At 30.5% G+C, this 21,513-nt stretch carries 19 protein-coding genes; all 19 read left to right on the plus strand.

Going from position 1 to position 21,513, the window contains the following annotated elements; genetic code table 11:
• Nucleotides 1-12: 12 nt before the first annotated feature.
• Nucleotides 13-1,401 carry a UDP-N-acetylmuramoyl-tripeptide--D-alanyl-D-alanine ligase gene (locus N4A55_RS12895; protein ID WP_293757044.1) on the plus strand — a complete coding sequence of 463 codons (1,389 nt, stop codon included), beginning with the start codon at nucleotides 13-15 and terminating at the stop codon, nucleotides 1,399-1,401.
• Nucleotides 1,402-1,446: 45 nt separating this feature from the next.
• Nucleotides 1,447-2,415 carry a phospho-N-acetylmuramoyl-pentapeptide-transferase gene (mraY, locus tag N4A55_RS12900; protein ID WP_293757046.1) on the plus strand — a complete coding sequence of 323 codons (969 nt, stop codon included), beginning with the start codon at nucleotides 1,447-1,449 and terminating at the stop codon, nucleotides 2,413-2,415.
• Between the two features lie 20 nt (nucleotides 2,416-2,435).
• The gene (murD, locus tag N4A55_RS12905; RefSeq protein WP_293757048.1) at nucleotides 2,436-3,788 is read left to right on the plus strand and encodes a UDP-N-acetylmuramoyl-L-alanine--D-glutamate ligase; all 1,353 of its coding nucleotides are present in this window, start codon (nucleotides 2,436-2,438) and stop codon (nucleotides 3,786-3,788) included.
• A 9-nt stretch (nucleotides 3,789-3,797) separates the two neighbouring features.
• Complete coding sequence (locus N4A55_RS12910; RefSeq protein ID WP_293757050.1) at nucleotides 3,798-4,952, plus strand: FtsW/RodA/SpoVE family cell cycle protein; 1,155 nt, start codon at nucleotides 3,798-3,800, stop codon at nucleotides 4,950-4,952.
• Nucleotides 4,953-5,117: 165 nt separating this feature from the next.
• Nucleotides 5,118-6,374: a UDP-N-acetylglucosamine 1-carboxyvinyltransferase gene (murA, locus tag N4A55_RS12915; protein WP_293757052.1), complete on the plus strand. Its 1,257-nt coding sequence runs from the start codon at nucleotides 5,118-5,120 to the stop codon at nucleotides 6,372-6,374.
• Nucleotides 6,375-6,384: 10 nt separating this feature from the next.
• Entirely contained in the window at nucleotides 6,385-7,140 is a 756-nt protein-coding gene (locus N4A55_RS12920; protein WP_293757054.1) for a cell division protein FtsQ/DivIB, read from the plus strand.
• A 191-nt stretch (nucleotides 7,141-7,331) separates the two neighbouring features.
• Complete coding sequence (ftsZ, locus tag N4A55_RS12925) at nucleotides 7,332-8,450, plus strand: cell division protein FtsZ (RefSeq protein WP_293757056.1); 1,119 nt, start codon at nucleotides 7,332-7,334, stop codon at nucleotides 8,448-8,450.
• Between the two features lie 237 nt (nucleotides 8,451-8,687).
• The gene (locus N4A55_RS12930) at nucleotides 8,688-9,605 is read left to right on the plus strand and encodes a sigma-E processing peptidase SpoIIGA (RefSeq protein ID WP_293757058.1); all 918 of its coding nucleotides are present in this window, start codon (nucleotides 8,688-8,690) and stop codon (nucleotides 9,603-9,605) included.
• A gap of 96 nt (nucleotides 9,606-9,701) precedes the next feature.
• Entirely contained in the window at nucleotides 9,702-10,412 is a 711-nt protein-coding gene (gene sigE / locus N4A55_RS12935) for an RNA polymerase sporulation sigma factor SigE (RefSeq protein ID WP_443083836.1), read from the plus strand.
• 82 nt (nucleotides 10,413-10,494) lie between these two features.
• Complete coding sequence (gene sigG, locus N4A55_RS12940) at nucleotides 10,495-11,271, plus strand: RNA polymerase sporulation sigma factor SigG (protein WP_293757062.1); 777 nt, start codon at nucleotides 10,495-10,497, stop codon at nucleotides 11,269-11,271.
• 58 nt (nucleotides 11,272-11,329) lie between these two features.
• Nucleotides 11,330-11,593, plus strand: a complete 264-nt coding sequence (locus N4A55_RS12945; RefSeq protein WP_113675232.1) for a YlmC/YmxH family sporulation protein — start codon at nucleotides 11,330-11,332, stop codon at nucleotides 11,591-11,593.
• 119 nt (nucleotides 11,594-11,712) lie between these two features.
• Nucleotides 11,713-12,168 (plus strand): transcriptional regulator NrdR, encoded by a 456-nt coding sequence (gene nrdR, locus N4A55_RS12950; protein WP_293757064.1) that lies wholly within the window; start codon nucleotides 11,713-11,715, stop codon nucleotides 12,166-12,168.
• Between the two features lie 280 nt (nucleotides 12,169-12,448).
• Nucleotides 12,449-12,856, plus strand: a complete 408-nt coding sequence (locus N4A55_RS12955; protein WP_293757066.1) for a DUF6241 domain-containing protein — start codon at nucleotides 12,449-12,451, stop codon at nucleotides 12,854-12,856.
• A 222-nt stretch (nucleotides 12,857-13,078) separates the two neighbouring features.
• On the plus strand, nucleotides 13,079-14,617 hold the full coding sequence (locus N4A55_RS12960) for a YifB family Mg chelatase-like AAA ATPase (RefSeq protein ID WP_293757068.1): 1,539 nt from the start codon (nucleotides 13,079-13,081) through the stop codon (nucleotides 14,615-14,617).
• Nucleotides 14,618-14,860: 243 nt separating this feature from the next.
• A complete protein-coding gene (alr, locus tag N4A55_RS12965) occupies nucleotides 14,861-15,964 on the plus strand; it encodes an alanine racemase (RefSeq protein WP_293757070.1) in 1,104 nt (367 codons plus the stop codon).
• A complete protein-coding gene (locus tag N4A55_RS12970) occupies nucleotides 15,964-17,193 on the plus strand; it encodes a lipid II:glycine glycyltransferase FemX (RefSeq protein ID WP_293757072.1) in 1,230 nt (409 codons plus the stop codon). The genes alr and N4A55_RS12970 overlap by 1 nt, the downstream gene beginning before the upstream one ends.
• A gap of 16 nt (nucleotides 17,194-17,209) precedes the next feature.
• Nucleotides 17,210-18,307 carry a DNA-processing protein DprA gene (gene dprA / locus N4A55_RS12975; protein ID WP_293757074.1) on the plus strand — a complete coding sequence of 366 codons (1,098 nt, stop codon included), beginning with the start codon at nucleotides 17,210-17,212 and terminating at the stop codon, nucleotides 18,305-18,307.
• Nucleotides 18,308-18,319: 12 nt separating this feature from the next.
• Nucleotides 18,320-20,395 carry a type I DNA topoisomerase gene (topA, locus tag N4A55_RS12980; RefSeq protein WP_293757076.1) on the plus strand — a complete coding sequence of 692 codons (2,076 nt, stop codon included), beginning with the start codon at nucleotides 18,320-18,322 and terminating at the stop codon, nucleotides 20,393-20,395.
• Nucleotides 20,396-20,595: 200 nt separating this feature from the next.
• Nucleotides 20,596-21,363: a GTP-sensing pleiotropic transcriptional regulator CodY gene (gene codY / locus N4A55_RS12985; RefSeq protein WP_293757078.1), complete on the plus strand. Its 768-nt coding sequence runs from the start codon at nucleotides 20,596-20,598 to the stop codon at nucleotides 21,361-21,363.
• Nucleotides 21,364-21,513 lie beyond the last annotated feature (150 nt).

Here is a 21,513-nt window from a genome sequence, read left to right on the forward strand (position 1 = left end):
AATGATTTATTAATGAAGCAAGTAGATGTAGAGACTATTGCTGAAGTAGTAAAAGGGGATATTATAGGTAAAGAACTATTGAAGCAAGATAAAGGATATAATAATGTCTCAATTGATTCAAGAACCATACAAAAAAATGATATATTTATACCTATAAAGGGAGATAACTTTGACGGTCATAATTTTATATTAGCTGCATATGAAAAAGGTGCTATAATATGTTTTACGGAAGATAAAGCAAAGATACCTTCTGATAGACTAGGATTATTGGTGGATAATACAGGGCAAGCTTTAAAAGATTTTGCCAAGTATTACCTTTCTATGTTTGAAATACCTGTTATAGCTGTAACAGGTAGTGTTGGGAAAACCAGTTGTAAAGAAATGATTGGGTCTGTATTAAGTGCTAAATATCTTGTTCATAAGACTAGTGGGAATTTTAATAACGAGATAGGACTTCCTCTAACTATATTCAAGTTAGAAGAAAAACATCAAGTAGTTATTCTTGAAATGGGTATGAATCATTATGGCGAACTTCATAGACTTAGCGAGATTGCTAATCCTGATATAGCTGTAATTACGAACATTGGTGAAGCACATATTGAATACTTTGGTACGAAAGACAACATTCTGAAGGCTAAGAGTGAAATACTAGACTTCCTTAAGAAAGATGGTCTAGTAATATTAAATGGTGATGATCCTTATCTTAGAAAACTCAAGGATAGAATATCATTCAAGACACTTACTTTTGGTTTTGATGACAGTAATGATTTTTATATAGATGAATATAAAATATTAGGTTGGGATGGACTAGAAGGTACAGTAAAAGGAGATAATATAGAGTTTGATATCAGAATAAATACACTTGGTAAACATATGTTATATAATATATTACCAGGGATTATAATTGGGAATCATCTAAATATGACTGTAAGTGAAATTGAACAAGGTGCCTGCAATTATAAACCTTATAAGATGAGAATGGATAAAATTATACTTGATAATGATATAGTAGTTATTAATGATGCTTATAATGCTAGTGTTGACTCTATGAAATCAGCTCTGGATACATTGACTAACTTAGATACTAAGGGTAGAAAAGTAGCTATTCTAGGGGATATGTTCGAGATGGGAGAAAGGGCTAGGGACGCTCATAGCAGAATAGGAGAAGAAGCAGCTGATAAAAATATCGATCTGCTCATATGTGTAGGTAAAGATGCCAAATATATTTTTGATAGTGCTACTACTCATGGAATGGATAAAGATAAAGTATTATATTATAGTGCAAAAGAAAATCTGATAGGTGATATTGATAATTTGGTTAACAACAATGACACAATTATAATAAAAGCATCTAGAGGAATGCATCTTGAAAAGATAGTTGAAAAGTTGAAGGCATTATAAATAAAAGTAAAACGAAAGAATGAGAAATTTAAAGAGGTGGAACTTATGACAAATACATCCTATATAATACCAGTACTGATTTCATTTTTTATTAGTGTGGTGCTGTGTCCAATTGTTATCCCATTTTTGGCTAGACTAAAATTCGGTCAATTCGTTAGGGATGACGGACCAAGAACTCATTTGAAGAAAGCTGGAACACCTACAATGGGTGGTGTAGTTATACTAGCAGGTATACTTTTGACATCATTGATTTATGTTGGAAGCAATCCTGATATTATACCTATACTATTCATAACAGTAAGTTTTGGTATTATAGGATTTCTAGATGATTTTATTAAAGTAGTTATGAAACGTTCTCTAGGTTTAAAAGCATATCAAAAAATTATAGCTCAATTTATAATAACTGGATTATACTGCTATTACATGTTTAATGTAGCTTCACTAGGCACAGAGGTTTATGTTCCTTTTACAGGAGGATTAGCAATTGATCTTGGATGGGCTTATATACCATTAATATTTATTATTATGATTGGTACAGTAAATAGCGTTAATCTTACAGATGGATTAGATGGTTTGGCTTCTGGTGTAACTGTATTGGTTGCTACATTTTTTACAGTAGTAAGCATAGGAATAAAAAGCGAGATTACACCTATTACATGTGCTGCTGTAGGTAGTTTGCTAGGATTCTTATTATTTAATACTTACCCTGCTAAAGTATTCATGGGAGATACAGGTTCACTGGCATTAGGTGGATTTGTAGCTGCTACAGCTATATACTTGAAAATGCCTATATTTTTATTGATAGTTGGGTTAATATATGTTGTTGAAGCTTTATCAGTTATGATTCAAGTATTTTATTTTAAACTTACTAAAAAGAGATTCTTTAAAATGGCGCCTATACATCATCATTTTGAATTATCTGGATGGAATGAGACAAAGGTTGTTGTGGTTTTTTGTATAATTACAGCAATCTTAAGTCTAATAGGATTATTAGCTTTTAATGGATTTTTTTAGGATAAAGGAGTGCTGCTAGAATGGAATTAAAGGATAAGAATATACTTGTTATTGGAATGGCATTAAGTGGTATAAGTGCAGCAAAATTATGCTTAGAAAAAAAAGCTAATGTCACAGTTTATGATGGAAAAAGTCAGAAGCAATTGGTAGATAGTATAAAATTATTTGATGGAAAAGAACCAAGATTTGTTTTTGGAGAATTTGATTATAATAATTTAGATAATACTTGGTTGGTAATCATAAGCCCTGGTGTACCTCTTGATCTTCCTTTTGTGAAGAAGATTTTTGAATTAGGTATACCTGTTTGGAGTGAAATAGAATTATCATATAGATTCTGTGATGCTCCTATAGTAGCTATTACTGGAACTAATGGAAAAACAACTACAACAACTCTTGTTGGTGAAATAATGGAAAATTATAATAAGAATACTTTTGTTGTTGGTAATATTGGAATTCCTTTTTCACAGATAATTAATAAAACTGACAAAGATTCAACAATAGTAGCTGAGATAAGTAGTTTTCAGCTTGAGACAATACACGATTTTGCTCCTAGAGTCAGTGCAATATTGAACATAACTCCAGATCATCTTAATAGACATAAAACATATGATAATTACATTAACGCAAAACTTAGAATCTCAGAGAATCAATCAAAAGACGATTATTGCATTATTAATTATGATAATGAAATATGTAGAGGGTTAGCTGATAGAATACCATGTAACGTCATATATTTTGGTAAATCTCCAATAGATGCTAAGGGAGTATACTTAAAAGATGGTTATATATGTACTAATATTCATGGAGCAGAAGAAAGAGTCATAGATATAAATAAACTAGGTGAACACAATGTTGAAAACATTATGGCAGCAGTAGGGATTACAACATGCATGCAGGTTCCTACTAATGTGATTAGTGAAGTAATAGAGAATTTTAGAGGAGTTGCCCATAGAGTTGAATATGTAGCCACTATTAAAGGAGTTAAATATTTCAATGATTCAAAGGCAACTAATGAAGATGCTGCAATTAATGGAATAAAATCAATGAAAAATAATACAATTCTAATTGGCGGTGGTATGGATAAAGGTGGAAGTTACCATAGCTGGATACAAGCGTTCGATAATAAAGTGAAAGGTTTAATTCTATTTGGTGAAACAGCATATAAGATTGAAGATGCTGCTAGAGAGAATGGATTTGAATCAATATATCAAGTAAATAACCTAAAAGAAGCAGTAGATAAGGCATATTTTTTGGCTGAAAATGGAGACAATGTTTTGTTATCACCTGCATGTGCAAGTTGGGATATGTTTAAAAACTTTGAAGAAAGAGGTAATTTATTTAAGCAATATGTTAGTGAATTAGATAACCAATAGGGAGGGGTTATGTTGCATGAAAAAACAATCAAGAGACATAGTAAGAAACGGTCGCTTATAAAGAGGAAAAACAATCAAACAGATTTTACTCTTGTTGCAATAGTGGTTATTCTTATTGTTTTTGGAATCATTATGATATATAGCTCTAGTTATTATTATAGTATTGATATGTACAATGATAGTACTCATTACCTTAAGAAGCAAATTATGTGGGGTGTTCTAGGAATAATTGTAATGATGATTGTATCAAGAATAGACTTTCATGTTTTTAATAGATTTGCTTTGTTACTTTACATAATGTCTCTAGGTTTTTTGGTTCTGGTATTACTTGTTGGTAAAGAAATTAAAGGGGCTAAGAGATGGCTGGTTATTGGACCTGTCAATTTCCAGCCTTCTGAGTTTGCCAAGTTGATGATTATTATTGTTATTGCTTATGTTGCATCAAAAATGGTAAGTCACTTAGATAAATATAGATTAATGATGTTCATATTATTTATTATAGGAATTCCAACAGCGTTAGTTGGTGCAACCAATATGAGTACAGCTATTGTTGTTTTTGCATTAGGTGTGGCTATTTTATTTGTAGCAGTACCCAAAGTCTACAAACTGATGTTGATAACTGCTCTGCCAGGCGCTATAGGTGGTGGACTTGGAATATTGCTAGCTGGTTATAGAGCAGATAGAGTTAAGATATGGCTTGAAGGACCTTGGACAGATCCCCTTGGAAAAGGATATCAGACTATACAATCCTTATATGCTATAGGTACAGGTGGTTTATTTGGCACGGGTCTAGGTCAAAGTATGCAAAAAAGAGGTTTTATCCCTGAGGCACATAACGATATCATATTTTCAATAGTATGTGAAGAATTAGGTTTAATTGGAGCTTTGGCCCTTATCATTTTGTTCATCTTACTTATATGGAGATGTATGGTAATAGCTAGTAATTGCTCTGATCTTAATAGTTTGCTTATAGTTGTTGGTGTAATGGCACAGATTGGATTGCAAGTAATAATTAATATCGCAGTAGTTACCAATTCAATACCTGCAACAGGTATGCCTTTACCATTCATTAGTTATGGAGGTTCGTCATTATTATTTCTTATGGTTGAGATAGGTATGGTACTTGGTATAGCTAGAAAATCAAAGATTAATAAAGCGGGATAGAAATACATAAAACAACCCGCACGTTACAATGATTAATCATTTATTGTTATATTAACCTTATATGTTACTATAATTGATTAAGGGATAAGTTATATAGTAACATAAAAGCAGTAAATGAATACTATGAATTATATAGAATTGCTATTTGTGCGGAGGTCGCAGTACATGGGTAAATATATTATAGAAGGCGGATACAGTCTAAGTGGCGAAATAAAAGTGCAAGGGTCAAAGAATGCAGTTCTCCCATTACTTGCAGCTACTGTTTTGAATGAAGGGAAGACATATTTTCATAACTGTCCAAAAATACTAGATGTCTATAATATGCTCAACATACTAACTGCAATAGGGTGTACAATTAAATGGGATAAAGATGTATTAATAATCGACTCTTCCAATATAACAACTCATATAATACCAGAAAAATATGTTCAGATGATGAGATCTTCCATTATCCTATTAGGTTCTGTTCTTGGAAGATTAAAAACTGTGAAGATATCTTTTCCAGGTGGTTGTTCTATTGGAACTCGTCCAATTGATTTGCACTTGAAAGCTTTAAAGCAGATGAATGTTGATATAAAAGATAGGCATGGGTTTATTGAATGTAGCACTAACGAAATAATCGGCAATAAGGTTAGTCTTGATTATCCAAGTGTTGGAGCCACTGAAAATATAATGTTGACAGCAGTACTCTCAGAAGGAATTACAACTATTAATAATGCTGCTAAAGAACCTGAAATAGTAGAATTACAAGAATTTTTATGTAAAATGGGAGCTAAGATAGAAGGGGCTGGAACAGATACAATTATCATAAAAGGTGTTAATAAATTAAATTCAGTTGAATATAGGATAATGCCAGATAGAATAGTGGCAGGTACTTACATGTGTGCAGTTGCTGCTGCAGGAGGAGAAGTCCTATTAAAAGACGTATGTAAAGAACATCTAAACTCAACAATAACTAAAATTAATGAGATGGGATGTTTTATAAAAGAATTTGAAGATAGTATATTAATAAAAGCGCCCGAAAGATTAAAATCACTTGATCTAATAAGAACACAACCTTATCCGGGTTTTCCTACTGATATGCAAGCCCAGTTAATGAGTTGTCTTGTTACAGCTGATGGAACAAGTATTATAGCTGAAACAATATTTGAATCAAGGTATAAACATGTTGCCGAATTAGTTAGAATGGGTGCTGATATTATTATAGATGGAAGAATAGCAGTATTAAAGGGAGTTAACAGATTAAATGGAGCAGAAGTTTTTGCAGAAGATTTAAGAGGTGGTGCGGCATTAGTACTAGCAGGCCTAGGAGCAGAAGGTAAAACTATTGTTAATAATGCTAGTCATATTTTAAGAGGATACGAAAATTTGGAAAAAGATTTAAGCTTGTTGGGAGCCAATATAAAATACTCTTCAGATTAAAGGTGATAATATGTCTAATGTTATTTCGATGGAAAAAGTTAGAAAGCGTAAAAATAAAACAGGTAAATTTGTCTTATTAATAATTTGCTTAGTATTTATCCTAGTTATTTTTGCCTTTCAACTTATTAATGTAAATATCATTACTGTTATAGGAAATAAATTATATAGTGAAGAGATGATTAAGAATATTGTAGGTATTCATGAAAAGACAAATTTGTTTGTATATAAATTAGCTTCTAAAGAGCTTTGTTTGGAAGAATATCCATATATTGAGAATATAGATATTAAGTACCGTTCTTATAACAATGTAGATATTGTGGTAACTGAAAAAAGTGTAATATCCTATATTCCATATATGGGTAAATACCTATGTCTTAGTAAAAACGGTACTGTAATTGATTATACAAATGATTTGCAAGTTAATATACCTATTGTACACGGGCTATCTTTTGACCATTTTGTAATTGGGGACAAGTTGTTTGCGGATGATACAGACATTTTTAAAGCTATATTAGAAATCTCACATAAGATGAAAAAATTTGATTTCAAAATAGACTATATTGATTTTAATTACAATGATCCAGAACAAATTATAATAAAAATCGACAAAATATCTATATCAATGGGCAACATAAATGACATTAATAGGAAATTTGAACTACTGAAAGGCTTAATGGAAAAAATACCTAAAGGTGTAGAAGGAACAATTGACTTAACGGATGCGGAAAAAAGAAAAATTATATTTACTCCCTATAATAGTAAATAATGACTAGGTTTTAATAAGTAAAAACTTAAAATAGTTTTATTTTTAATTAAATACATAAAAAAATAATCAAAAAAATCAATTTTTATATTGATTAATTATCCAAAAAAATATATTATTATGTGTAAGAGATTATGTAAATAAAATCACTTAAATACATATAGATTAAGAAAGATTTGTTAGGAGGAACTACTTTGCTTGAAATTAAGATGAATGAAAAGGCAAGTGTGGCGAAGATTGTTGTCATTGGAGTAGGTGGAGGTGGAAATAACGCTGTTAATAGAATGATAGAAGATAGGTTAAATGGTGTTGAGTTTATAGCTGTTAATACTGATGTACAAGCTCTACAGTGTTCAAAAGCTTCTGTTAAAATTCAAATTGGTGAAAAACTCACTAGAGGACTAGGAGCTGGAGCTAATCCAGAAGTTGGTCTGAAAGCTGCTGAAGAGAGCAAAGAAGAACTATCTGAAGCTATTAAAGGCGCAGATATGGTATTTGTAACTGCTGGTATGGGCGGTGGTACTGGTACTGGTGCAGCCCCTGTAATAACTAACATTTCTAGAGAGATGGGGATTCTTACAGTTGGTGTTGTAACAAAACCTTTTGATTTTGAAGGCAGAGTTAGAATGAAGAATGCAGATGCAGGAATAACTGCATTAAAGAAATCAGTGGATACATTAATTGTCATACCTAATCAAAAATTGTTATCTATTATTGATAGAAGAACAACGGTAAAAGATGCTTTCAAGAAAGCTGATGAAATATTACAACAAGGTGTACAAGGCATTTCGGATCTTATTTATACACCAGGTATAATTAACCTTGACTTTGCTGATGTAGAAACTGTAATGTCTAATAAAGGTATTGCACATATTGGTATTGGAAAAGCTAAAGGTGATAATAAATCTGAGGAAGCTGCACAAATGGCTATTTCAAGTCCATTACTTGAAACAACTATTGATGGGGCGAAACACATACTTATTAACATTAGTGGTGATTCGAATATGTCCATGTTCGAGGCTAATGATGCAATTCAATTAATACAAGAAGCTACAGGCAATGATTCAAATATAATCTATGGTCAGATTATTGATGATTCTCTCGAAGATGAATTGGTAGTAACTGTAATTGCAACTGGTTTTGAAATACCTATTACAGAAGGTAAAACTGATAATCCTAGTAAGATTAGTTCTAAAACCAGTGAAATGGTTAGTGCTACTACTGAGACAGAGCAAAAGGTTCAGACAGATATACATATTGATGAAAAACCTATAGATATTCCACCATTTTTACAAAGAAAAAGAAATAGATAGTATTATTAAGTGAGAGGTTATTCCTTCGGGAGTAGCCTCTTTAATTTTTGTCAACTTTATTGTTGAAAAATATAAAAAAAAAAACAGAATTCATTTATAGTTTTTGACAAATTATTCCAATTAAGCATGCTATAATTAGCATAGCTTAAAGAATATGTGAATAAAATATACTATAGTATTCATATAGCAAAACTAAGAAAACATTGATTTATTACAAATTTGTAAAGGAGGGGGGGCGTGTATTTAGAAGTTTATATTGACATAGTCTTCATTATTAATTTGATAATGGACTATATTATACTATGGATAGTTAAAATTCTAACTAAGAAAAATACCAAGAAGATTAGGTTATTTATTGGTGCTATGGTTGGAGCATTAATGATGTGTATTATAGTCATACTTCCTTATGACAGTTATTTTTTCAATGTTATCGTAGGATACTTGTTAACTAGTATATTATTAATATACATATCATTCAGACCTATAAGATTAAGTGAATTTGTAAAATTAACAATTATTATGTATTTGAGCGCAATCATGCTTGGAGGATTAATGTTTGCATTATATTACTATTCATTTATTGGAGTTGCTGTAAGCAAAGTAATAAATGGTACATATAATATGAATTTGAGAGTAGGGCTATTTGTAATTTTTGGAATAATTGCAATTATCATATTTAGAATCGTTAGAAAAGTAATGTCTAGTACAATTAGGGCTAATAAAAATTTATTTGGACTTGAAATCAATATTGACGATTGTAAGATTAAGGTTAATGGCTTATTGGATACAGGCAATAATCTATACGATCCTATAACAAAAAATCCTGTTCTTATTGCAGAAAGTGGACTATTAAAGAATTTACTAAAAAAAGATTGTTATGATAAGTTACTAAGTATCTCTAGTGATTTATATAACATTTCTAATTTTACAGATTTTGGTAAAAATAGTAATTTGAAATTAAGGCTTATACCATTTTCTTCACTTGGTAATGAAAATGGTATGTTACTAGGAATTGTTGCGGATAATATATGTATTAACCTTGGTGATGAAACAAAAGATTATAGAGATGTGGTGATTGCTGTTTATGATAAAAAGCTTTCCAATGATAACAGTTACCAAGTCCTTATACATCCCGAATTAGTTAGTGTACATTAGAATATTATTGGTTATCTTTTGTTTTGATTCTAATATAAAGCAAGAGATATAATAGGGGGAATAGAATTGGTATGTAAAAGTAAAAACATATTTGATATTTTTAGCATAAAATTTATTGAGAGATTTAGAAAATTATTTTTGTGGGATAATGGAGAGATTCACTACATTGGTGGTAGTGAGATATTGCCTGCTCCACTTGGGAATGAAGAAGAATCAAGGATTATTGCTATGCTTGGTAGTGAGAACGATTTTAAGGTGAAATCTATACTTATTGAGCATAATCTAAGACTTGTAGTATATATAGCTAAGAAATTTGAAAATACTGGTATTGGAGTAGAAGATTTAATTTCAATTGGTACCATAGGATTGATAAAATCTATAAATACTTTCAAACCTGATAAAAAAATCAAGTTAGCAACCTATGCTTCTAGATGTATAGAAAATGAAATCCTTATGTATCTAAGAAGAAATAATAAAACAAAGTTAGAGATATCTATTGATGAACCCCTTAATGTAGATTGGGACGGAAACGAACTATTATTATCGGATATACTAGGTACTGAGGAAGACGTTATTTATAGAAATATTGAAGAAGAAGTAGATAAAGAATTATTGAAAAAGGCTCTTAGCAAATTGTCTAATAGAGAAAGAGTTATTGTTGAACTTAGATTTGGACTGAAAGCAGATGGCGAAGAAAAAACTCAAAAAGAAGTTGCTGATATGTTAGGCATATCACAATCATATATATCAAGGCTTGAGAAGAAAATTATAAAAAGATTACAAAAGGAAATTATTAGAATGCAATAAAAAAAGGTATAAATATATTACCACTGGCAATCATTTTAGTATAAGGAAAAATATATGACAAAATGATTACTGGAGGTAGCGTATGGCATTGAACAAAGTTGAAATATGTGGTGTGAATACATCTAAATTACCCATATTGAAGAATAAAGAAAAGGAAGAATTATTTAATAGGATACTTGATGGAGATCTTGCTGCTCGTGATGAATATATTCACGGTAATCTGAGGTTAGTATTAAGTGTAATCCAGAGATTTAGTAATTCAGGGGAAATGGTAGATGATTTGTTTCAAGTTGGTTGTGTAGGACTTATTAAGGCGATAGATAACTTTGATATTACTCAAAATGTTAAATTTTCAACATATGCCGTACCAATGATAATAGGGGAAATAAGAAGGTATCTAAGAGATAATAATAGTATAAGGGTCAGTAGGTCTCTTAGAGATACAGCTTATAAAGCTTTACAAGCAAAAGAAAAGTTATTACGACAGAATAATAAAGAACCAACTATTATGGAAATATCAAAAGAGTTAGATATGAAAAAAGAAGATGTTGTTTTTGCTCTTGATGCTATTCAAGATCCTGTGTCACTATTTGAACCAGTTTATAATGATGGGGGCGATTCCTTATATATAATGGATCAAGTAAGTGACAAAAAGAATAAAGAGGAAAGATGGGTTAGATCAATAGCTCTTGGTGAAGCTATGAAAAAACTCCCTAAAAGAGAGTTTAATATACTGAAGCTTAGATTTTTTGAAGGTAAAACACAAATGGAAGTTGCTAGTGAGATAAGTATTTCTCAAGCACAAGTATCGAGACTGGAAAAATCAGCTATAAGACATATGAAAAGATACTTAAATTAACTAGTAAATTATTTAAAATAGTAATCTAAGTAAGGACAGCTTTTAGGGGGAAATTAGTATGGTTAGAATATATGATATGAAACAAAAAGAAGTTATAAATTCTAACGATGGTATTAGATTAGGATTTATAAGTGATATTGAAGTTGATTTACAGGAAGGTAAATTGATTAAACTAATTGTTCCAGGACCAGCTAAAATATTTGGAATGTTTGGTAGAGGCAAGGAATATCAAATACCCTGGGATAGCATAAAAAAAATAGGTGAAGATATTATTCTGGTTGATATCAATGTGGATAAGTCATTGGTTGAATCAGAATACTAATTATTAAAAGTATTTTAAATAATTATAAGTATTTAAAATCAAAGGTTGACCTTTTTCTGCTTATAACTTATAATATGACTAAAATAGTGGCTATAAGCGGAAAGTAGGGAGAATAACTTATGAGATGTCCTTTTTGCAATGAGGATAATACAAAAGTAGTTGACTCAAGACCATCAGATGAAAACAATTTAATACGTAGAAGAAGACAATGTGAAGCATGTGGCAAAAGATTTACTACTTATGAAAAGATAGAAACAATACCTTTAGTCATTATTAAAAAAGATAAGACAAGAGAACCGTATAATCGAAATAAATTAATGAATGGTGTTGTTAGATCTTGTCATAAACGTTCTGTGTCAATGAGTGAAATTGAAGGATTAGTAGATGAAATAGAAAATAGTTTGTATAATTCATTAAAAAAAGAAGTTAAAAGTAAAGATATCGGTCAAAAGGTGATGGAAAAACTTAAGACCATAGATGAAGTAGCATATGTTAGATTTGCATCTATATATCGTGAGTTCAAAGATATTAATACTTTTATGGATGAATTGAAAAAAATATTGAATGATAAGTAGGTTTCCCAGTGGGAAGCCTCTTTTGTTTTTTATAGGAAAGTTCTTCTAATTAAGCATATGAAACAGAAGCATTTTCATATGCCATCAAGGAAACTTTCCTAACGATTAAACTTCCTACGGAAGACGAGGTATAGTCTCTTTTAATGTATGGAATAATATAACACTTGTTAGTTTAGTATGAATATAATAATCCTAATTCAGTTTGGAAAAGCTAGTATAAAAGGGGAACTTATTCTAATTATACCATGTAAAAATATTCAACTAGCTAGAGGTGAGAGACTTGAAAATAAATAGGATGTTTATATTAATTTTAATAATTATATCTATAACTGGATGCTCAAACAAAATTAAACAGATTGACGATACCAAGTATCAAGAACTTATTCAAACGACAGAACTAACTAAAGTATATGTTAGAGATGAAAAAGAAGTATGGAAGGAAATGCACATGATGGCCAACACTAAAATTGTTGCTGATGAAATATGGGGTGAGATTGAGATTACTGAAGAAAGAGTAAACTACTTAATTACCGAAGTTCTTGTATCTGATTATCCTGATAAAAAGAGACTCTTGACTATATTATATAACTGGAAGAATGAAGATTTTTCCTGTACAGTTGATGAACATAATTATCTGTGGGATAAGTTAGGTGGAAGTGTCGGAAAAGCTTATAAATTAAAAGAATAGTCAATTTAGATTGTAGTACTTAGTGTTTAGTTATATTTAATTGAAATATTAATTTGTTATTAATAATATGATTATTTTATGATATAATTATGTAGATTATTTATATACTAAAAATTACTAATAAGGTTAATGCTTTAATAAGTTGGACATAATAAATTCTTAAATTGTTTAACATTTCATTTTATTGCATAACCAAATATACATATGACAAGGGGGGACAACATGTTTAACAGAGTTTATAGTGCTGCGTTGCTGGGCATAGACGGATACATTGTTGGGGTGGAGGTAGATATATCAAGCGGTTTTCCTAGACTTGATTTGGTCGGATTACCAGACTCTGCCGTTAAAGAATCTATAGAAAGAGTAAGAACATCTATTAACAATTCAGGATTTAGTTTTCCTTGCAAGAGAATAACAGTGAATTTAGCTCCAGCTGATATAAGAAAGGAAGGACCTGCATTTGATTTACCAATAGCTACCTGTATCTTATCATGTATGGAGTTAATAGACACCAAATCATTGGATAAAACCTTAATCATTGGGGAATTATCTCTTAATGGAGAAGTTCAGAAAGTAAATGGTATACTTCCAATTGTTTATAGTGCATATAAGAATGGTTTTGAAAGATGTATCATGCCTATAGATAATGTTGATGAAGGTGCAGTGGTAGAAGGTATTGATGTTATCGGTGTTAGAAACTTATCTGAGGTTGTTGAATTATTAAATAACAATATTAAAATAGAACCAAAGGGAATTAATATAGAAAAGTTGTTCCATGAATCATGGGATAATGAAGAAAATATAATTGATTTTAGTGATATAAAAGGTCAAGAAAATGTTAGAAGGGCATTAGAAATAGCAGCCGCAGGGGCTCATAACGTTTTAATGATAGGTCCTCCTGGCTCTGGCAAAACTATGATGGCAAAGAGATTACCTACCATATTGCCAGATCTGACTTTTGAAGAAAGTATAGAAATAACTAAGATATATAGTGTAGCTGGATTGTTAAAAAAAGATCAGGCTCTAGTTACTAAGAGACCATTTAGGGCTCCCCATCATACGGTATCAAACTCAGCGTTGACAGGTGGAGGAAGAATTCCAAGACCAGGAGAAATAAGTTTGTCTCATAATGGGGTATTGTTCTTAGATGAGATACCTGAGTTTAGCAAAAATGTATTAGAAGTAATGAGACAACCTCTAGAAGATGGTAAAGTAACAATTTCTAGGGTGAGTGCAACAATTACATATCCAGCTAATTTTATGCTTATAGCTTCTCTTAATCCTTGTCCGTGCGGATATTATCCAGATAGAGAAAAATGTAGCTGTACTCCATTACAAATAAAAAGATATCTTAATAAAATATCTGGCCCACTACTAGATAGAATAGATTTGCATGTAGAGGCCAATAATGTTAACTACAATGAACTTAATAATAAGAAGACAATGGAAACTTCAAAGGATATTAAAAAACGAGTAATGAGAGCCCATGAGATTCAGCAAGAACGATATAAAGATTCTAAGATATATTTTAACTCAATGTTAAGTGCTACTCAGATTGAAAAATACTGTCAGTTAGATGATAAGTCTAGTGAAATGATGAAGTTAGCCTTCCATAAGCTAGATTTGAGTGCAAGAGCATATCATAGAATATTAAAAGTTGCAAGAACAATAGCCGATCTAAATGGTAAAAATGACATAGAAGAAAAACATCTAGCAGAAGCAATTCAATATAGATCTCTTGACCGTAACTACTTTGATTAATAAATAATAGCTAAACTTTCCCACCTTTAATTTAATGCAGGAAAATTAAGGGGTATATGTTTGGTTTGGAGAATAAAAAGATAGAAGAGATACCTATATTTTTATTCTGCAAAGCCTTTTAATTAGCTTACCTGCATAGAATATTGAAGTGGGAAAGTTAAGATAGTAACTTGATATTATTCCATAAACTGTTTATAATGTTAACTTAGGGAAATTAATAGAATGATTTGAGGAGGAAGACAATTGTCTGATATCTATTTGGAAGTTAATCTTCATAACCTTTATTATAACCTATCCAAAATAAAAGAACAATTAAATAGTGACACTATGATTATGGCAGTTGTAAAAGGTAATGCTTATGGACATGGAAGTGTAGAAATTGCAAAAGCATTAAGTGGTGATGTGAATTGTTTTGGAGTAGGATTATTAGACGAAGGTGTTGAACTTAGAAAAAATGGTTTAGAACAATCTATTTTTCTAATGGGACCCACTGAAGAGTTTGATATAGTTTATGAGAATAATATTACTATGAGTATCTGTTCGTTGAATCAATTAAAAAAACTGATAGATTGGACAGAAAATAATAAAAAGACAATTAAGTTTCACTTAAAAGTAGAAACAGGAATGAATAGATTTGGTATTAAATATGACCAATTGGAAGAAGTTAAGTCGCTGTGTGAAAAAGCTACTTGTGCCATACTAGAAGGGATATATTCTCATTTTGCAACAACATATAAAAACAATAGGTCTTATGTATTAGGACAAAAAGAAAAGTTTGATAAATATATAACTTTCTTTAATCAGCATTACAATGGCTTGATTTATCATATATGCAATAGCGAAAATACAATAGACTATGAAGAAGCTCATTATAATATGGTAAGATTAGGTAATGCTTTATATGGTCCCTGTAATAGTAAAAAAAGAATAGGACTCAAAAAAATAGCTGATATTAGAGCCAAAATCATATATTCTAAAAATGTTAAAGCAGGAGAACATATAGGTTATGGCAATAGTTATAAATCAAAACAAGATAAAACTATAGGAATAGTTCCAATGGGATTTTATTGTGGAATGGGATTAATTAAGAAACCTGTAGGTTCCAAATTAGGCTCGGTTATTATATATTATCTAAAAGAAATATATAGATATTTATTCAGGAATAAAACAGTAATATTTTATAAAGGAAAACCTTTGGAAATATTAGGAAGACCAAATATGCAGTATACTATTGTTGATCTTACAGGTATTGATGATTCTGATAAAATTATGGTTGAAATAAAAATCTCACCTATTTTTGTAAAAGAGAATATAAAAAGGACATACATTTCGGAGGTAAAGAGTTAATGAAATTTGTTACACGCATAGATGAAAAAAATTATACTTTATTTAATGAAAACCATCCTAACGGACATGCTCTACAATCTATAGAATGGGGAAACCTAAAGTGTATTGGAGAGTGGACGAAGGAATTAGTTGGTTTAGAAGATGGTAGTGGTAATTTGCAAGCATCTGCTATGCTACTTAGAAGAAAATTACCTGGATTATCAAGATATATTTTATATGCTCCAAGAGGATATGTTCTTGATTATGAAAATATTGACTTAGTTAAAGAATTCACAAAAGAATTAAAGCAATATGCTAGAAAGACAAAAGCAATTTTTGTGAAAATTGACCCATGTATAATATATAAGGAAAGAACTATAGATGGAGACATAAAAGATGATGGTATAAATAACACTAAGCTTATAGAATCATTGAAAAATATGGGGTATGCACACAAAGGAACAAATCTTGATTTTGAAGGGATTCAGCCTAGATTTGTATTTAAGTTAGATGTTGATAAGGATAAAGATACATTATTCAAAAGTTTTCATCATAAAACACGATATAATATTAGACTCGCAGAAAAAAAAGGAATTGAAATATATGAAGGTAGTATAGATGACCTAGAAGAATTTGAAAGAATTATGCGAGTTACAGGTGCTAGAGATGGTTTCATTACAAGACCTCTAGAGTATTTTAAAGATATGTATAGTACTATGGAAAAACAAGGTAAAATGAAGTTGTTCATGGCTAAATATAACGTTAAGAAAGCACTAGATAAAGCTATCAGTGACTTGGAAAAAGAAGAAAACTCAAAAAAACCTAACGAAGATAGAATTAATAAACTGCAAAGAGAAATTCCAGAGATGACAGAGTTGGTGGATAAAAATCCAGATGGAATTATTGTTTCTGGGGCAATAGTATTATTGAATGGGAAAAAAGCATGGTATCTATATGGAGCAAGTGATAACTTATATAGAAATCTAATGCCTAATTACTTATTGCAATGGCATATGATATCATATTCTATGGATTGTGGCTGCACATTATATGATTTTAGGGGGATTTCCGGCAATCTTGACCCAAATCATCACCTATATGGTTTATACAGGTTTAAAAAGGGATTTAATGGTGATTTTGTTGAGTATATAGGTGAGTTTGATTTAGTGGTTAGCAAATTTTATTATAACCTATGGGAATTTTGGGTACCAAAATTAAAAAAATTAATTAGAAAACTTAGGAAAAAATAACTAAAGGATGATGCGTATGGGGAGTGTTATGGAAAAGGAACACTATTGGTTATGGTTAAATAACATAAAAGGTATTGGGCTGAAAAAAATAAAATATCTATTAAATTACTTTGATGAACCAAAGTATATTTGGGAAGCAACTGATGAACTGAACGAAGTAAAAGGCCTAAGAGAAATAGACAGAAAGGCTATTATCCAGTCTAGAAATAAAGAAAAGATAATAGAATATTATAACAGAATAAAAAAGAGTAACATTAATTTTTATTCTATTGATGATGATTTATACCCAGAAAAATTAAAAAATATTTATGATTATCCCTATGGTATTTATGTAAAAGGAGATATAAAAGATGATTCTCCAATCTTGGCTATAGTTGGCGCTAGAAGGTGTACTGAATATGGTAGAGAAGTTGCAAAACTTTTTGGAAGAGAATTAGCGAAAATGGGAATTATAATTATAAGTGGAATGGCAAGAGGCATTGATACTGCTGCTCATAAAGGTGCGTTGGAAGGCGGGGGCAAAACATATGCTGTACTTGGGTCAGGTGTTAATATATGTTATCCAAAGGAAAATTATAAATTAATGGATGACATTTGTCATAAAGGCGCTCTAATATCTGAATTTCCAGTTAATCAAATTCCAAAACCAGGTAATTTTCCGCTAAGAAATAGAATTATAAGTGGAATAAGTGATGGGGTATTAGTTATTGAAGCTGCAGGAAAAAGCGGTTCTCTAATAACAGCAGACCAAGCACTAGATCAAGGAAAAGATGTCTATAGTATTCCTGGCAGGATAACAGATAAGCTAAGTGAAGGTACTAATAATTTAATAAAAATGGGTGCTAAATTGGTAACCAATATTGATGATATTTTAGATGAAATTTCTGTGATTTTCACCAAGGAAAAACAAAAAAATTCAGAAAATATTACTTTGGGACTTGCAGAAATTGAAAAAATAGTGTATTCTTGTTTAAGTTTAGAACCTTTATTTATTGACGATATACATATTAAGTCAAATATACCAATTGATGAACTTGGGTTGATATTAACAAAGCTGGAACTTAAGGGCGTAATAAAACAACTGCCAAACAAATATTTTATTAAAAAATTGTAGTGGAGGGTAAAAATGGCAAAGAATTTAGTAATAGTTGAATCGCCTGCAAAAGCAAAAACTATAAAAAAATTTTTAGGTAGTAATTATAAAGTTGAAGCTTCAATGGGACATGTAAGAGATTTGCCCAAAAGTCAGTTAGGGGTAGACGTAGAAAATGATTTTGAACCGAAATATATTACTATAAGAGGTAAAGGAGAGCTCCTAAAACATCTTAGAAAAGAAGTAAAAAAGGCTAACAAAGTTTTTCTCGCTACTGACCCTGACCGTGAAGGTGAAGCGATATCATGGCACTTATTATTTTCTCTAAAGTTAGAAAACAAAAAATTTTACAGAATAACTTTTAATGAAATAACAAAAAATGCAGTTAAAAATTCTATAAAACAGGCTAGAGAAATTAACATGGATTTGGTTGATGCTCAACAGGCTAGAAGGATACTCGACAGAATAGTCGGTTATAAGATTAGCCCACTACTATGGAAAAAGATAAAAAAAGGACTCAGTGCAGGAAGGGTCCAGTCAACTGCTCTAAAACTGATTTGTGATAGGGAAGAAGAAATTAACAGTTTTATACCAGAAGAATATTGGTCATTAGACGCCAAGTTGCAAGATACGAAGTCAAAAGACGAATTTACTGCAACATTCTATGGAAAAAGTAAAAAAATGAAGATATCTTCTAAAGAACAGGTTGATGAAATAATTGAATACCTTAAGGACAAAGAATATATTGTAAGTGATGTTAAAGAAAGTGAAAGACTAAAAAAACCACTTCTACCGTTTATTACGAGTACTCTTCAACAAGAAGCTGCTAAAAAACTTAATTTTACAACTTCAAAATCAATGAGAATAGCTCAACAGCTATATGAAGGTATAGATGTAAAGGGAAAAGGTACTGTAGGACTTATTACTTATCTTCGTACTGATTCAACTCGTATATCTGATGATGCAGATAAAGCTGTAAAAGAATATATTTCAAGTAGTTTTGGAGAAGAGTATGTAAATAATAATAAAATCTCGAGCAATAAAAAGAATAATGTTCAAGATGCCCATGAAGCTATAAGGCCAACTTATGTTGAGATTTATCCTGACGATATAAAAGAATCATTATCAAGGGATCAATTGAGATTATATAAGTTGATTTACAACAGATTTATTGCAAGTAGAATGAAACCTGCAAAATATGCTACAAAATCAATTAAAATTAATGGAGGAGATTACAGATTCAATGCTTCTGGTTCTGTTTTAATCTTCGATGGATTTTTAAAAGTATATAATATCTCAGATGATAAAGAAGACAACCAAAAAATTGGTAATATTAATAAAGATTCTAATTTAAATATAATAGAGTTGAGCAAAAAACAGCATTTTACTCAACCAGCACCTAGATATACAGAAGCATCCTTAGTAAAGACATTAGAAGAAAATGGTGTTGGGCGACCAAGTACCTATGCACCAACTATATCTACCATTCAAAAAAGAGGCTACGTTTCAAAAGAGAAGAAAAATATCTTCCCTACAGAGCTAGGAGAAATAGTTAATGACATAATGGGAAAATATTTTAAAGATATAGTAAATGTTAAATTTACAGCAGCACTGGAAAAAGAACTAGATGAAGTTGAGACTGGAAATATACAATGGAAAGAAGTACTTCGAAAATTTTATCCAAGTTTTTATGAAACAATTGAATATGCTGAAGAAAAAATAGGCAAAATTGAAATAAAGGATGAAGTTTCTGATGTTCTGTGTGATAAATGTGGTAGAAACATGGTAATCAAAATTGGTAGATACGGTAAGTTTTTAGCGTGTCCTGGTTTTCCAGAATGCAGAAATGCTAAACCTTTATATGAAAAAGTTGAAGGTGTATCATGCCCTAAATGTAGTGGCGAGATCTTTATCAAAAAGACTAAAAAGGGCAGAAGATATTATGGGTGTGAAAATAACCCAGAATGTGATTTTATGACTTGGAATAGACCTACTAAGGAAATATGTCCTAAGTGTGGAACTATTATGGTTGAAAAGGGCAAATATCTAAAATGTAACAACGAAGAATGTAATTATAGCGTTCTAAAAGAAAAGGAAGAACATGAATAATAATTTTGTTATTCATAAAAATTGTCAAAGTAATTAGAAATAAAATTCTAGGGCAGTTACTTTGGAGTTGAAAAAAGCTAAGTAATAGCGTCAATTATAAATATATACTTGAATATTTAGAAGCTTCGTAATATAATAAAATATGCAGCTTGGTTGATGCTTTAGCTTAATAGCATAATAATTTAGGAGGGAAAAATTTAATGAGTGTACAACTACTGGATAAAACAAGAAAGATCAACAGATTATTGCAAAGAACAGGTACACAAAGGGTAATATTTACCGACATATGTGAAGTGCTTAGTGATATTTTATATTCTAATGCATTAGTTATTAGTAAAAAGGGCAAATTACTAGGACTTCATAACAGAGAAGAGATTGGTATTATTGAAGAGTTGTTACAAGATAAACTAGGAGCATGTATTGATGAAAATTTAAACGAGAGACTATTAAATGTTTTATCAACTAAAGAAAATGTTAATCTTGAAACATTAGGGTTCTCTTCAAACGTAAACACAAACAATTATATTGGAATTATTATTCCAATAGATATTGCGGGAGAAAGACTTGGAACTTTATTCCTATATAAGAATAATGCTTCCTATGACATTGAGGACATAATATTAAGTGAATATGGTGCTACTGTTGTAGGACTAGAAATCATGAGATCAATTAACGAAGAAAACACAGAAGAAATTAGAAAAACTACTATTGTTAAATCTGCAATTGGTACATTATCATTCTCAGAACAAGAAGCAATTACTCATATTTTTGAAGAATTGAATGGTAGTGAGGGCATATTAGTTGCAAGTAAAATAGCTGATAGAGTTGGAATTACTAGATCTGTAATTGTTAATGCACTTCGAAAATTCGAGAGTGCAGGAGTTATTGAATCTCGTTCACTAGGTATGAAAGGAACTTATATTAAGGTTCTTAATAACGTATTGATTGATGAACTCAAGAAACTATAAGATTTTTTAATAAGGAAAGAAAGCTTGATAAGAGCTTTCTTTTTTTGGTTACAGAAAAAACTATTACTGTAAATTCTAGGTAATATTTTCAAAAATTGTTAAGTATATATTGTATATTATGACATAAACTGATACAATATATAGGATAAA

The organism is Vallitalea sp. (assembly GCF_025211055.1).
Classification (GTDB): Bacteria; Bacillota; Clostridia; order Lachnospirales; family Vallitaleaceae; genus Vallitalea.